This is a genomic window from Streptomyces sp. NPDC021093 (assembly GCF_044333135.1).
In the GTDB taxonomy this organism is placed as follows: Bacteria; Actinomycetota; Actinomycetes; order Streptomycetales; family Streptomycetaceae; genus Streptomyces.
Genome location: NZ_JBIRQJ010000005.1, coordinates 394,815 through 409,320, shown reverse-complemented (window position 1 = coordinate 409,320; position 14,506 = coordinate 394,815). Strand labels below are relative to the sequence as shown.

The window sequence follows — 14,506 nt, the reverse complement described above, 5'->3', positions numbered from 1 at the left end:
TCGTACACCCCTACTTGGGGCTGTCATCCTCGCCGATGTGGTGGATCCGCACCAGGTTCGTCGAGCCTGCGACTCCCGGCGGGGAGCCCGCCGTGATGACGACCACGTCGCCCTTCTGGCAGCGGCCGATGCGCAGCAGCTGCTCGTCGACCTGGGCGACCATCTCGTCCGTCGAGTCGACCTTCGGGCCCAGGAAGGTCTCCACGCCCCAGGTGAGGTTGAGCTGGGAGCGGGTGGCCGGTTCCGGGGTGAAGGCGAGGAGGGGGATCGGCGAGCGGTAGCGGGAGAGGCGTTTGACCGTGTCGCCGGACTGGGTGAAGGCGACCAGGAATTTGGCGCCGAGGAAGTCGCCCATTTCGGCGGCCGCTCGGGCCACCGCGCCGCCCTGGGTGCGGGGCTTGTTCCGCTCGGTGAGGGGAGGGAGGCCCTTGGCGAGGATGTCTTCTTCCGCCGCTTCGACGATGCGGCCCATGGTGCGGACCGTTTCGATGGGGTACTTGCCGACGCTTGTTTCGCCGGAGAGCATCACGGCGTCCGTGCCGTCGATGACCGCGTTGGCGACGTCGGAGGCTTCGGCGCGGGTGGGGCGGGAGTTCTCGATCATCGAGTCGAGCATCTGGGTCGCGACGATGACCGGCTTCGCGTTGCGCTTCGCCAGTTTGATGGCGCGCTTCTGGACGATCGGGACTTGTTCGAGGGGCATTTCCACGCCGAGGTCGCCTCGCGCCACCATGATGCCGTCGAAGGCGGCGACGATGTCGTCGATGTTCTCGACGGCCTGGGGCTTTTCGACCTTGGCGATGACCGGGAGGCGCCGGTTCTCCTCGCGCATGATGCGGTGGACGTCTTCGATGTCGCGGCCGCTGCGGACGAAGGAGAGGGCGATGATGTCGGCGCCGGTGTTGAGGGCCCAGCGGAGGTCTTCGATGTCCTTCTCGGAGAGGGCGGGGACGGAGACGGCGACTCCGGGGAGGTTGAGGCCCTTGTGGTCGGAGACCATGCCGCCTTCGATGACGGTGGTGTGGACGCGGGGGCCGTCGACGGAGGTCACTTCGAGGGTGACCTTGCCGTCGTCGACGAGGATGCGTTCGCCGGTGGTGACGTCGGTGTTGAGGCCGTCGTAGGTGGTGCCGCAGGTGTGGCGGTCGCCTTCCATGGGTTCGACGGTGATGGTGAAGTCGTCGCCGCGTTCAAGGAGTACGGGGCCTTCGCGGAAGCGTCCGAGGCGGATCTTCGGGCCTTGAAGGTCGGCGAGGATTCCGACGCTGCGGCCGGTTTCGTCGGCTGCTTTGCGTACGTGGTGGTAACGCTCCTCGTGTTCGGCGTAGGTGCCGTGGCTGAGGTTGAAGCGGGCGATGTCCATTCCGGCTTCGACCAGTGCCTTGATCTGGTCGTATGTGTCGGTGGCTGGGCCCAGGGTACAGACGATCTTTGCTCGGCGCATACCTCCGAGCCTAGGCCTTACCGGTGGGTAGGTAATTGGCGGTGCATGACGACTCAACAACCTTTGAGTGAAAGGTTATTGACAAGTGTTGAATTGTGCACAGGGGCGCTCTAATGAGCAATTCTGGCTGTGCTGATCGGAGTTGCTGCTCGGATTTGCGGCTCAGAGTTGCGGCTCAGAGTTGCGGCGGGGCCATCGTGAAGCGTGCGTTGACGTGGGCGTGGACGGTCTGGCGCTGGGGTTCGAGGTCGAGGGCGGGGGCGGCTTCGGGGGCGGCGGCGCCCCGCATCATGCCGCCGTAGCCGGCGGCGACGGGGTAGCTGGTGTCCATGGAGGTGTTTTCGCTGCCGTCGTCGGCGAGTTCGAGGAGGGCGACGAGGTGGGTGCCGAGGGCTTCGGCGTATTCGCGGGCGCGGACGACTGCTTCGCGGACGGCTGCCGTGCGGGCCTGGGCGTAGACGGGTGAGGTGGGGCGCAGGGCCCACCAGGGGCCGTCGACGCGGGTGAGTTCGAGGTCGGAGAGGCGGGTGGTGAGTTCGCCGAGTGCGGTGAAGTCGGTGAGTTCGACGGTGAGTCGGACGCGGCCGTGGTAGGCGCGGATGTGTTCGCCGCGGCCCCTTCGGGTGAGTTCGGGGTTGATGGAGAAGGCGCCGGTTTCGAGTTTCTCGACGGCTTCTCCGTAGGTCTTGACGAGGTCGAGTGCGGTGGCGTTGCGGCGGGTGAGGTCTTCGAGGGCGGTGCGGCGGTCGGTGCCGCGGGCGCTGATGGTGATGGCGATGCCGGCGATTTCGGGGTCGACTTCGAGGCGTGCTTCGCCGCGGACGGCGACGCGGGGTGCTTCGGGGGTGCCGTAGGGGGTGGCGGGGGTGTGGGTTTCGGTGGTCACTGCGGGCTCCCTCGGTGGGCGTGTGCGTGGCGTACGGACGGCTGGCGTGGGGCGTGGCGTGCGTACGGCTCGTGCAGGGTGTGCGGGCGCTGCCGGTTTCGTACGGACCACTGTGGCATCCGGGTGTGACATCGGGGAGTCATCGGATCGAAACCTGTAGGGGGTGTCGCGTTTGGCGTGTCTGGGTCAGAATCTACGCGCGTTGTGCATGGGCAACGCGGGGACGAAGGAGTTCAAATGCCGCTGAATCGACGGAAGTTTCTGGGGCAGGCCGCTGCTACCGGTGCGGGTGTGGCGCTGGCCGGTGGGGTCGCGGGGTCCGCGGAGGCCGCGGGGCACGGGCACGGGGGTGGGCACGGTCATGGCCGGCCGCCGAAGCGGTACTCCTTCACGGTGATGGGGACGACCGATCTGCACGGGAACGTCTTCAACTGGGACTACTTCACGGACAAGGAGTTCGACGACAAGGACCACAACGATGTGGGCCTGGCGAAGGTCTCGACGCTGGTGAATGCGGTCCGCAAGGAGAAGGGCCGTCGCAATACCCTTCTGATCGACGCGGGCGACACGATTCAGGGCACGCAGCTGTCGTACTACTACGCGAAGGTCGACCCGATCACGGCGAAGCGTGGTCCGGTGCATCCGATGGCGCAGGCGATGAACAAGATGGGTTATGACGCGGCGGCGCTCGGAAACCACGAGTTCAATTATGGAATTCCGGTGCTGCGGAAATTCGAGGAGCAGTGTGATTTCCCGCTGCTCGGGGCGAACGCGCTGGATGCGAAGACGCTGCGGCCGGCTTTCCGCCCGTACAGCATGCACCGTCTCCGTACGCCGCACGGTCGGGATGTGAAGGTGGCGGTGCTGGGGCTGACGAATCCCGGTATCGCGATCTGGGACAAGCAGAACGTGCAGGGGAAGATGGTTTTCCCGGGCCTTGAGGAGCAGGCGGCGAAGTGGGTGCCGAAGCTGCGGTCGATGGGTGCGGATGTCGTGATCGTGTCGGCGCACTCGGGTTCGTCGGGGACTTCTTCGTACGGTGATCAGCTGCCGTACGTGGAGAATGCGGCCGGTCTGGTGGCGGAGCAGGTGCCGGGGATCGATGCGATTCTCGTCGGTCATGCGCACACGGAGATTCCGGAGTACTTCGTCGAGAACAAGGCGACGGGCAAGAAGGTCGTGCTGTCGGAGCCGTTGAAGTGGGGGCAGCGGCTGACGCTGTTCGACTTCGAGCTGGTGTGGGGCAGGGGTCGTTGGTCGGTGGAGAAGGTCGGGGCGCGGGTCCTGAATTCGAATGTGGTGGAGGAGGACCCGCGGATCACCGGGATGCTCAGTGATGAGCACAAGAAGGTGGTCGCGTATGTGAACCAGGTGATCGGTACGTCGACGGCGGCGATGACGACGGCCGAGGCGGCGTGGAAGGACGAGCCGCTGATCGATCTGATCAACCTGGTGCAGGTGGAGACGGTGAAGGCGGCTCTGGCGGGCGGGGAGTACGCGAAGCTGCCGGTTCTGTCGCAGGCGTCGTGCTTCTCGCGGACGGCGAAGGTGCCGGCGGGGCAGATCACGATCAAGGACGCGGCGGGTCTGTACCCGTTCGAGAACACGCTTGAGGCGCGGCTGCTGACGGGTGCGCAGGTGAAGGAGTACCTGGAGTACTCGGCGAAGTACTACGTGCAGACGGCTGCGGGTGGTCCGGTGGACACGTCGAAGCTGACGAATGCGGAGAACACTCCGGATTACAACTACGACGTGGTGTTGGGTCTGACGTACGAGATCGACATCGCGAAGCCGAAGGGGGCGCGGATCGCGAAGCTTTCGTACGACGGGAAGCCGCTGGATCCGAAGGCGCAGTTCGTGTTCGCGGTGAACAACTACCGGGCGTCCGGTGGCGGTGCGTTCCCGCACATCGCGGGGTCGAAGCAGCTGTGGGCGAATTCGGAGGAGATCCGGAACACGATCATCACGTGGGTGAAGGCGAAGGGGACCATCGATCCGAAGGTGTTCGCTTCGGTGGGGTGGAAGCTGACGCGGGACGGTAAGCCGGTGTTCTAGTGCCTGGTGCGGGGAGGGGTCGCCCGCACCGTGACCTTCGGGTTCACGGTGCGGGTGGCCCCTCCCCTTTTGCGTGGGGATTCAGCCCGCGCTGGACCAGAAGTCCGAGCGCACGTTGGGGAGCGGAAGCGGAAGCTCGCCGCCCGAGTAGTCGGGGCCGACGGTCTTCGATTTGGGCGGGGCTACGTCGGAATGTTCGACGCAGGGGGTTGTCACCTCGAAGGTCGCATGGCCCTGGAGACCGACCAGGAGCGAGATCTGGAAACCGTCCTGGGTCTGGAAGTAGGTTGCCGGGATCTTACTGTTGTTGGAAGACGTGTGCTTGTATCCCTGCTCTTTCCAGTGGCGTTCCACGACTCCGAAGAGGTTGCCCCGGCGCTCTGGCGAGATGATGGTCATCACCTGCCTGGCCCGCGAGACGTCGCAGCTGCCCTCGGAGCCCTCCGCATGCGTCCAGTTGACGGGCGGTTTGATCGCGGCGAAGGTCTTGTCGAGGATGGCGTCCGCGCGTTCTGCGGCTTGTTGCATGTTCATTGTGGGCTTTTCCTCCTTCGGCCCTCCGGGTGTGGTGCAGCCGGAGATCAGCAGTGCCGCGCCGATGACGAACACGGTTGCGTAGGGCCTCATCGCGGCTGCTGCCGGGTGACGGTTTCGCCCTGACCCACCACGACGCGGGCGATGTTGTGGGGTGAATACTTGTCCTCGTCAGGGTCGAAATAGTTCGAGTGCGCTTGCATGGGATCCTCAGAGAATGTGGGGCCGTCGTCCACCCGGAAGCGGTTCGCACCGAAGTCCTTGTGTGCGGGGTCCGTGCCAAAGTAGATCTTGCTCGGGTCGTCCTGTGCCGCGTATCCGGCGATGCCTCCCGCCACGGCGCCCCCCACCCCGCCGAGCAGGCCTCCTACTGGGCCGAGGCTCAGTCCCAGTACCGCCCCCGCCGAGCCGCCGCCGGCGGCTCCGGCGCCGATGCCGCCCGCCTCGTTCTGGGTGGGGAGTTTGGTCACCAGGTCGTTCTCGGCTGCTCCGACGTAGACGTGTTCCTTGCCGACGCCCAGTTGGTCGGCGGAGTCGGCTCCGGTGCCCGGACTGCCGACCAGGATGATGTCGTCCGCCCCCGGGATTCCGCCCTGCTCCTGTGCGGCGAGTCCGACGGTGAGTGAGCCGTAGGAGTGGCCGATGGCTGTGATGTGCGGGTCCTTGCCCTCGTTCGTGGCGGATATTCCGGACATGAACTCGTTGTACGCGGGAGCACCGGCTTCGGCGTTGTCCCGGGACATGACGTCGAAGTTGTCCATGAGGTCCGAGGTGCCCAGCTGTGGTGCGTCGTAGCCCAGCCACACGATGGACGCGGGGTTGCTTTCCCTGTCGACGCCGAGGGCGCCGCGGGCGGTGTCCTTGGCGCGCTTGAGGGTTCCGTCCGCGAAGTCCGTGTTGAGCTTGGTGCCCAGGCCGGGGACGTACGCCGAGACGTTCTTCGCCGTGTCGGGGTTTCCGTAGGAGAGGATGGCGCGGCCGTTGCCCTGGTCGCCGATGCCGAGCAGGTAGAGCGGTGGCTTGCTGGGCTCCTGCAGTTTGGTGTCGATGGCTTGTAGTCCGGCCAGCATGGTCTTCGACGCTTCGTCGTCCTTGCCCTCCAGCTTTCCGATCAGGAGGGGGAGGTTGTCCCGGTTCGCCTGGTCGCGTACGGCGGAGGGGATGCCGTCCAGGTTGCCGATCACGTCCGGGTAGACCGCCAGCAGTTCTTCTCGCTGCTCCTGTGTCAGGTACGTCCACCAGGCTTTGCGTTCTGCCGGGGTCTTGTCGACCGGGATGTCCGCCTTGAGGTACTTGTTGGCTTCTTCTCTTACGGCGGCGGCGTCCTTGGCTGCGTCGGCCCAGGTGGCGTCACTGACCTTGAGTCCCGGCTCGGCCTTGAGTTTGGCCAAGGTTCTGCTGAACCGGCCGTCGATGTCGTTCGCGTCGCGCAGGGCGCGGGATATGCGGTCGGCTATGTCCTCGGCCTTCGCCTGGTTCGGGTTGGCGTTGAGGAGTCCCGGGGTGGGGGTTCCCAGCATTCCGTTCGGGCCGGGGCGGGGTTCCAGCAGGTAGGCGCGTCCGTTGGCCGAACCTCCGGGTGCTTCGGGGCCGGGTGGAAGGTTGAACTGGCTCTTGGGGGTGGCGGCCGGATAGCTGACGGAGCCGTCCGGGTTCACCGTGAAGCCCAGTGTCCCGGCCTCCTCCAGGGCGTCCTTCAAGTTTCGCTGTGGGGTTCTGAGTTCGAAGGAGAGGCTGTTGAGGGAGGTGCGGACGAGGCCGCATTCGGTGTGGATGTAGGCGAAGTTCCGGTTCAGGTCCTTCAGCCTGCCGACCGCGGCCCGGGCCGCCTCGCCCTCCTGCGAGGCGGTCAGCTTCGCGGTCATCTGGGCGTTCACCCGGTCCTGGGCCGCGTCGGCCCGGTTGCTGGCCTTGCCCCAGCCGTCGGCGGCACTGTCCAGTTCGGCGCAGTCCAGGTCCCTCAGCTGCTGCCACGTCAGCACCGGGTCACCGCTCCTTGCCGTTGGTGGCCGGTACGCGTATGCCGTCCATGTCGCTCTTGACGCCTGTGTCGGACGCTCCCTGTATGCCCGCGGCCTGGCGGAGCTTCGGGGAGAGCGACTGGCATTCGGCCCGCGCCGACTCCAGCCGCTTGTCCCAGGAGGCGAGTACGTCCTTCAGTGCGGCGGCACTCGCCAGTCCTTCCGTTCCCTTGGCCACGCCGTTGTTCCCGGCGGCCAGTTCGGTCTTGGCCGAGGCCATGCTCGTGGCCAGTGACCGGGCGGTCGTCGCCGCGTCGCTCCACGGCTTGTCCGAGTGCTTCAGGCGGTCACCGCTGGCTGGACCGCCGCGGCCTCCGTTGCCGTCGTCCACACCCGAGAGTTGCATGTGCGCATTCTGTTCCGCAGCTACTTCTGCCCTCAGATGGACCCATTCGTCCCATGCCACTGGCCGTCCCCTTCCCCGTAAACCACCCGCTGAGCGGGCAGATTTTGATCAATCTAACAAGAAGGGGCGGCGGCTTCTGAATCTTCGGGGCAGCACCGAGTTCTCGCCATCATTCGCAGGCGTAACCACATCAGACCTTCAGCTGTACGAGACCTTCGCGCTGGCTGGGGAGTGGGTAGCGGGGCGGGGTGTTGAGGCCGAAGGTGGTGAAGGCGGTGCGGGCGGGGAGGGGGTAGGCGTCGGTGCCGGTGATGGAGTTGAGGATGAGGGCGCTGCGCCAGGCGGCGAGTCCGAGGTCGGGGGCGCCGACGCCGTGGGTGTGGCGTTCGGCGTTCTGGACGTAGACGGAGCCCTGGACGACGGGGTCGAGGAGGAGGCGTTGCTGTTCGTCGATGCGGGGGCGCTGGGAGGAGTCGCGCTTCATGTAGGGGTCGAGGGCGGCGAGGATGCGGTCGACGGGGCGTTCGCGGTAGCCGGTGGCGAGGACGACGGCGTCGGTGGTGAGGCGGGAGCGGGTGCCCTGCTGGGCGTGTTCGAGGTGGAGTTCGACCTTGGTGGTGGCGACGCGTCCGGCGGTGCGGACGTGGACTCCGGGGGTGATGGTGACGTCGGGCCAGCCGCCGTCGAGGGTGCGGCGGTAGAGCTCGTCGTGGATGGCGGCGATGGTGTCGGCGTCGATGCCTTTGTGCAACTGCCATTGGCGGGGCAGGAGTTCGTCGCGTACGCCTTCGGGGAGGGCGTGGAAGTAGCGGGTGTAGTCGGGGGTGAAGTGTTCCAGGCCGAGCTTGGAGTACTCCATGGGGGCGATGGCTTCGGTGCGGGCGAGCCAGGTGAGCTTTTCGCGGCCGACGGGGCGGGCGCGCAGCAGGTCGAGGAAGACTTCGGCGCCGGACTGGCCTGATCCGATGACGGTGACGTGTTCGGCGGTGGTGAGGTTTGTGCGGTGGGTGAGGTAGTCGGCGGAGTGGATGACGGGGACGGTGGGGGCTTCGGCGAGTGGTTTGAGGGGTTCGGGGATGTGGGGGGCGGTGCCGACGCCGAGGACGAGGTTGCGGGTGTAGGTGCGGCCGAGGGCTTCGGCTTCGCCGTCGGTGTCGAGTTGGGTGAAGTCGACTTCGAAGGCGGTGCGTTCGGGGTTCCAGCGGACGGCGTCGACCTGGTGGCCGAAGTGGAGTCCGGTGAGGTGGTCGCTGACCCAGCGGCAGTAGGCGTCGTACTCGGTGCGTTGGATGTGGAAGCGCTCGGCGAAGTAGAAGGGGAAGAGGCGTTCTCGGTCGCGGAGGTAGTTGAGGAAGGTCCAGGGGCTGGAGGGGTCGGCGAGGGTGACGAGGTCGGCGAGGAAGGGGACTTGGAGGGTGGCGCCTTCGATGAGGAGGCCGGGGTGCCAGTGGAAGGTGGGGCGCTGTTCGTAGAAGGCGGTGGTGAGGCCGCCGTGGATGCCGTCGGCGAGGGCGGCGAGGGAGAGGTTGAAGGGGCCGATGCCGATGCCGACGAGGTCGTGGGGGTCGGTGGGGGCGGGGGGCTGGGGTGGGTGGTCGGCGGTCATCGGTGGGTGTGCCTTTCGGGGGTGGGCGGGGGTGTGGGGTGTGGGTGAGGGGTGTGGGTGTGGGTCGGTGCGGGTGGGCTGGTGGCTGGGGTTGCCTGCGGCGCTGCTCCCCCACCCGCCCTTTCGCCGTTTCCCGGGCTTCGCCCGGACCCGGTTCACGTTTCTCCCGGTGGGGGCTGGGGTCCCGGGCTACGCCCGGTGCACGGCTGCGCCGCGCGTCCTCAAACGCCGGACGGGCTGAGGGTGTCGGACGGGCTGAGTGGGCCGACGTGCTCCAGCAGGGCTTCGAGGTCGTCGGGGGTGGTGTGGGGGTTGAGGAGGGTGGCCTTCAGCCAGAGGTGGCCGGCGGTGTGTGTACGGCCGAGGACGGCGCGGCCCTCGGTGAGGAGGCGGCGGCGGATCTCCGCCACGTCTTCGTCGGTGGAGCCGGTGGGGCGGAAGAGGACGGTGCTGAGGGTGGGGCGGTCGTAGAGCTCCAGGTCGGGGTGGGCTTCGACGAGGTCGGCCAGGTGGTGGGCGGCGGCCAGTGTGCGGTCGATCAGTTCGGCGAGTCCGTCGCGGCCCAGGGATTTGAGGGTGACGGCGATCTTCAGGGCGTCGGGGCGTCGGCTGGTGCGCAGGGAGCGGCCGAGGAGGTCGGGGAGGCCCGCGTCGGTGTCGTCGTCGGCGTTGAGGTAGTCGGCCTGGTGGGCGAGGGGGGCGAGGACGGTGGCGTCGGGGACGGCGATGAGCCCTGCGGCGACGGGCTGCCAGCCGAGTTTGTGCAGGTCGAGGGTGAGGGTGTGGGCGCGGTCGAGGCCGGTGAGGAGGTGCCGGTGGGTGGGGCTGAAGAGGAGGGGTCCGGCGTAGGCGGCGTCGATGTGGAGGTCGGCGCCGTGCCGGTCGCAGAGGTCGGCGATCTCGGGGATCGGGTCGATCTGCCCGGTGTCGGTGGTGCCGGCGGTGGCGGCGACGAGGAGGGGGCGGTGGTGGAGGCGGGTGAGGGCTCCGTCGAGTGCGGCGAGCTCGAGGGTGCCGGTGGGGGCGGGTACGACGACGGGTTCGGGGAGGCCGAGGAGCCAGGCGGCGCGGCTGAGGGAGTGGTGGGCGTTGGCGCCGACGACTAGTTGGACGGGGCCGTGGTCGGCGTGCTTCTCGCGGGCGAGGAGGAGGGCGAGCTGGTTGGACTCGGTGCCGCCGGTGGTGACGAGGGCGTCGGGGTGCTTCTCGTACGGGTAGATCTCGGCGGCGAGGGTGCGGGTGAGGGTCTCTTCGAGGGCGGAGGCGGCGGGGGCCTGGTCCCAGGAGTCCATGGAGGGGTTGAGCGCGGAGGCGGCCAGGTCGGCCGCGACGGCGACGGCGAGGGGCGGGCAGTGGAGGTGGGCGGCGCAGTGGGGGTGGGCGGGGTCGGCGGCGCCTGCGGCGAGGGCGTGCACGAGGGTGCGGAGGGCAACGCGCGGGCCGGTGCCGGTGGCGGGGAGTAGCGGTCCTGCGGCACCGCGCAGACGTTCGGCGGTGACACGGGGCCCACCGGAGGGAAGCGGTCCGGGGCGGGCGGCGCTGCCGGTGGAGAGGGCGGTGAGGACGGTACTGAGGAGAGGACGGAGGGAGGCGGGACCGGATTCGCCACCGGAGAGGGGTGGGAGAGCGCGGGGGGCGGAACTTGCGCCCGGCCCGTGGGCGGGACCCGGGCCAGGGGCGTGGGCGGGGGCGAGCTCCGGGCCGGAGCCGGGGGCGCGGGCGGGCCCGGAGTCGGAGTCGGGGGCCTGGGTAGGACCCGCCCCGAAGTCGGGAGCGGGGGCGGGCCCCCCGCCGAGGTCGGGGGCGTAGGCGGATCCCAGGCCGAAGTCGGGCGCGGGCTCCTGGCCAGCGTCGGGGGCGCGGGCGGGCCCCGAGCCGAAGTCGGGAGCGGGCCCCCCGCCGAGGTCCGGGGCGTAGGTGGATCCCAGACCGAAGTCGGGAGCGGACTCCTGGCCGGAACCGGGGGCGTGGGCGGGCCCCGAGCCGAAGTCGGGAGCGGGCCCCCCGCCGAGGTCGGGGGCGTAGGCGGATCCCAGGCCGAAGTCGGGCGCGGGCTCCTGGCCAGTGTCGGGGGCGCGGGCGGGCCCCGAGCCGGAGTCGGGAGCGGGGGCGGGGGCGGGCCCCCCGCCGAGGTCGGGGGCGTAGGCGGATCCCAGGCCGAAGTCGGGAGCGGACTCCTGGCCAGCGTCGGGGGCGTGGGCGGGCCCCGAGCCGAAGTCGGGAGCGGGCCCCCCGCCGAGGTCCGGGGCGTAGGCGGATCCCAGACCGAAGTCGGGAGCGGACTCCTGGCCAGCGTCGGGGGCGTGGGCAGGCCCCGAGCCGGAGTCGGGAGCGGGCCCCCCGCCGAGGTCCGGGGCGTAGGCGGATCCCAGACCGAAGTCGGGAGCGGACTCCTGGCCAGTGTCGGGGGCGTGGGCGGGCCCCGAGCCGAAGTCGGGAGTGTGGGTGGGACCCTTCCCACGGTTCTCCGGTGTGGCTTGGGGGTCGGAGTCGTTCGTTTCCGACAGTTGTGCCGTAGGGAAGGTGGCGGCCGCGTCGGGGGTGAGTTCCGTGCCCGGTGTTGTGTGGGAGTGGGCACCGGGGTGGGGGGCGCCGGGGCCGGGGCCGGTTCTGGTGCCGGGCTGCGGCGTGCTCATGCGGGGTCCTTCGGAGTGTGTGCTTGGGGCAGACACACCAGCCTGTACGGGGATCGGGTCAGGTGTCCGGAGAGGACAACGATCTCAACTCGAAAGTGGTACTGCCGTACGGGGAAGGAGAGTTGGACTTTGCGGGACTGATATACGCGGCGGGTGGGGCGGGGAGGGCCGGGGCGGGAGGCTTCGAGCCTCCCGCCCCGGGCGTCGTCGCACCCCACCGGCCTGCGGCGGAGGGGCTGCTTACGCTTCGCCCCGTACCGTCAGCGCCCTTCGCAGGTCCGCCAGTTGGTCGACCAGTTTTCGGCGCAGCGCCGGGGTGAGGTCCGTGTCGCGGAGGTGGGTCTCGCCCAGGGCGAGGGCTTCCTGTGACACCGCGTGGACGGGGAAGGCGTCGCGTCCGGCCGCTGCGGCGATGGCCGGGCCGCGGCGGGTGGCGAGGGCGGCCGCTGCCGGGTAGTACTCGGCGACGTACTCCTTGACGAGGTCGGCCTGTTCGGGCTGCCAGAAGCCTTGGGCGGTGGCGGCGAACAGGTAGTTGGAGAGGCCGTCGGCGGTGAAGAGCCGTGCCCAGGCGGCGGCCTTGGCCTCGGCCGTGGGGAGGGCGGCGCGGCAGCGGGCGGCGCCTTCCTGGCCGGTGGCGCTGGGGTCGCGGTCGAGTGCGGCTGCGACGGCGGTTTCGTCGATGGCACCGAGTACGGCGAGGCGGTGCAGGATGCTCCAGCGGAGTTCGGGGTCGAGGAGAGGGCCGCCGGGGACGCTGTCGGAGTCGTACCAGTCCTGGATGCTGTCGGGCTGGGTGGCCGCGTTGATGAAGTGGCGTACGGCGGTGAGGCGCAGGCCGGGGTGGTTGCCGTCCTCGGTGCGGCGGATCAGGTCGCGGCAGAGGTCGGTGAGGGTCGCGAGGGCGGCAGGGCGTTCGGCGGGGGCGAGGTAGCGGTCGGCGATCTGATCGGCGGCGAAGGCGAGTACGCCCTGGACGACGGCGAGGTTGGTTTCGTACGGGAGGTGGGTGCGGGCGGCTTCGAGGTAGGCGGTGGGCGGGAGTTGACCGTCGCGGACCAAGTCGCGGGCGGCGTTCCAGATCACGGCGCGGGTGAGGGGGTCGGGGATTCCGGAGAGGGCGCGGAGGGCGGTGTCCCAGGAGACGGGGTCGAGGCGGACCTTGGCGTAGGTCTGGTCGCCGTCGTTGAGGACGAGGAGGGCGGGGCGGCGGCCGGGCCTGGGGTGGGAGCGGGGGTGGGTGCCCGGAGTGGCGGCAGGGGCGGCAGCAGGTGCGGTGGCGGGTGCGTCCAAGTCGCCTGCCTGGGCGGCCGGGGCGCCTGCTGCGGAGGCAGGGCCGTCTGCTTCGGCTGCCGGGGCGTCCGGTCCGCCCGCCGGATTCTCGGCCGGTGTGTCCGGTCCACCCGTCAGTGCGGCCGGGTCGTCTGCCGGTACGTCCACTTCGAAGCGTTCGCGCAGGACCAGGGCGTCCGGGTCGACCAGGTCCTGGTCGTACGCGCCGACCGTGATGCGGTGCGGGCGGGTGCCGGTGCGGGTGATGTCGAGGGTCCAGCCGGCGTCCGTGTCGGTGAGTGTCGGGGTGAGGGTGTCGACGCCCGTCGTGCGGAGCCAGGACTCGGCCCACGCGTGGACGTCGCGGTCCGTGGCCGAGGCCAGGTTGTCGATGAAGTCGGCGAGGGTCGCGTTGGCGAACTTGTGGCGGGCGAAGTGGGTGTTGATGCCGGCCAGGAAGTCCTTCTCGCCCATCCAGGCAACGAGTTGGCGCAGTGCGGAGGCGCCCTTGGCGTAGGAGATGCCGTCGAAGTTGAGGAGGGCGGATGCGGTGTCGGGGACGGCTTCCGGGTCGGGGGCGACGGGGTGGGTGGAGGGGCGCTGGTCGGCGTCGTAGCCCCAGCCCTTGCGGGAGACGGCGAAGGCGGTCCAGGCGTCCGTGAAGCGGGTCGCCTCGGTCAGGGTCTGGTAGCCCATGTACTCGGCGAAGGACTCGTTCAGCCAGATGTCGTCCCACCACTGGAGGGTGACGAGGTCGCCGAACCACATGTGCGCCATCTCGTGCGCGATCGTCACGCCGCGCGACTGGCGCTGGGTGTCGGTGACGGCGGACCGGAAGACGTACTCGTCGCGCAAGGTGACGAGGCCGGGGTTCTCCATGGCGCCCGCGTTGAACTCGGGGACGAAGGCCTGGTCGTACGAGTCGAAGGGGTACGGCTCGTCGAACTTCTCGTGGTACCGGTCGAAGCAGGCCTGTGTGATGCCGAGGATTTCTTCGGCGTCCGCGTCGAGGTGGGGGGCCAGGGAGCGGCGGCAGTGGATGCCGAAGGGCAGGCCGGCGTGTTCGGTGGTGACGGAGTACCAGGGGCCTGCGGCGACGGCGACGAGGTTGGTGGAGATCCGGGGGGTGGGGGCGAGGGTCCACTTTCCGGCGCCCTGGTGGGTGGCGATGCTGTTGCCGAGGACGGTCCAGCCGGTGGGGGCGGTGACGGTCGTCTCGACGACGGCTTTGAGGTCGGGCTGGTCGAAGGTGGGGAAGACGCGCTGGGTGTCGTCGAGGAAGAGCTGGGTGTAGAGGTACGTTTCGCCGTCGGCGGGGTCGGTGAAGCGGTGCATGCCTTCGCCGGTGCGGGAGTAGTGCATGGCGGCGTCGACGCGGAGCTCGTGCTCGCCGGGGGTGAGGCCGGTGAGGGGGAACCGGTTCTCGGTGAGGGCGGCCGGGTCGAGGGGGTGCCCGTCGAGGGTGACGGAACGCAGGGTGGCGGGCTTGATCTCAAGGAAGGTGTCGCCTGCCGCGTGCGCCGTGAAGTGGATGACGGTACGGGAGTCGAAGGTGGCGTCGCCGCGGTTCAGATCGAGGTCGATCGTGTAGCGCTGTACGTCGATGAGTCGGGCTCGGGTCTGCGCTTCGTCGCGCGTCAGTGCGGGCATGGGGACATGCTGCCTGATGGGTGGCGGGGCGGGGCGGGAGGGGCGGAGCGGTCGCG

General features: G+C 69.3%; 8 protein-coding genes and 1 pseudogene. 1 reads left to right on the top strand and 8 read right to left on the bottom strand.

All coding sequences use genetic code 11. The features are described from left to right. Positions 1-10 precede the first annotated feature (10 nt). Together pyk and ACH4SP_RS17885 are read right to left on the bottom strand one after the other, a co-directional pair. The gene (pyk, locus tag ACH4SP_RS17890; RefSeq protein ID WP_398415831.1) at positions 11-1,444 is read right to left on the bottom strand and encodes a pyruvate kinase; all 1,434 of its coding nucleotides are present in this window, start codon (positions 1,442-1,444) and stop codon (positions 11-13) included. 175 nt (positions 1,445-1,619) lie between these two features. Then, positions 1,620-2,330 (bottom strand): SIMPL domain-containing protein, encoded by a 711-nt coding sequence (locus ACH4SP_RS17885; protein ID WP_398415829.1) that lies wholly within the window; start codon positions 2,328-2,330, stop codon positions 1,620-1,622. Positions 2,331-2,567: 237 nt separating this feature from the next. Between ACH4SP_RS17885 and ACH4SP_RS17880 the strand changes: the two genes are divergently transcribed. Then, positions 2,568-4,385 carry a 5'-nucleotidase C-terminal domain-containing protein gene (locus ACH4SP_RS17880; RefSeq protein ID WP_398415827.1) on the top strand — a complete coding sequence of 606 codons (1,818 nt, stop codon included), beginning with the start codon at positions 2,568-2,570 and terminating at the stop codon, positions 4,383-4,385. 81 nt (positions 4,386-4,466) lie between these two features. Here ACH4SP_RS17880 and ACH4SP_RS17875 read toward each other — a convergent pair whose 3' ends face one another. The 6 genes and pseudogenes from ACH4SP_RS17875 to pepN all read right to left on the bottom strand — a co-directional run bounded on the left by ACH4SP_RS17875 (position 4,467) and on the right by pepN (position 14,450). Continuing rightward, a complete protein-coding gene (locus tag ACH4SP_RS17875) occupies positions 4,467-4,994 on the bottom strand; it encodes a hypothetical protein (protein ID WP_398415825.1) in 528 nt (175 codons plus the stop codon). Positions 4,995-5,008: 14 nt separating this feature from the next. Then, entirely contained in the window at positions 5,009-6,901 is a 1,893-nt protein-coding gene (locus tag ACH4SP_RS17870; protein WP_398415823.1) for an alpha/beta hydrolase, read from the bottom strand. Between the two features lie 4 nt (positions 6,902-6,905). After that, positions 6,906-7,286, bottom strand: coding sequence for a hypothetical protein (locus ACH4SP_RS17865; RefSeq protein WP_398415821.1), 381 nt, complete (start codon positions 7,284-7,286; stop codon positions 6,906-6,908). A 190-nt stretch (positions 7,287-7,476) separates the two neighbouring features. Next, positions 7,477-8,892 carry a lysine N(6)-hydroxylase/L-ornithine N(5)-oxygenase family protein gene (locus ACH4SP_RS17860; protein WP_398415819.1) on the bottom strand — a complete coding sequence of 472 codons (1,416 nt, stop codon included), beginning with the start codon at positions 8,890-8,892 and terminating at the stop codon, positions 7,477-7,479. Between the two features lie 221 nt (positions 8,893-9,113). After that, positions 9,114-10,514: pseudogene (locus ACH4SP_RS17855) on the bottom strand (pyridoxal phosphate-dependent decarboxylase family protein); the annotation flags it as partial. Between the two features lie 1,254 nt (positions 10,515-11,768). Beyond that, complete coding sequence (gene pepN, locus ACH4SP_RS17850) at positions 11,769-14,450, bottom strand: aminopeptidase N (protein ID WP_398415817.1); 2,682 nt, start codon at positions 14,448-14,450, stop codon at positions 11,769-11,771. Positions 14,451-14,506 lie beyond the last annotated feature (56 nt).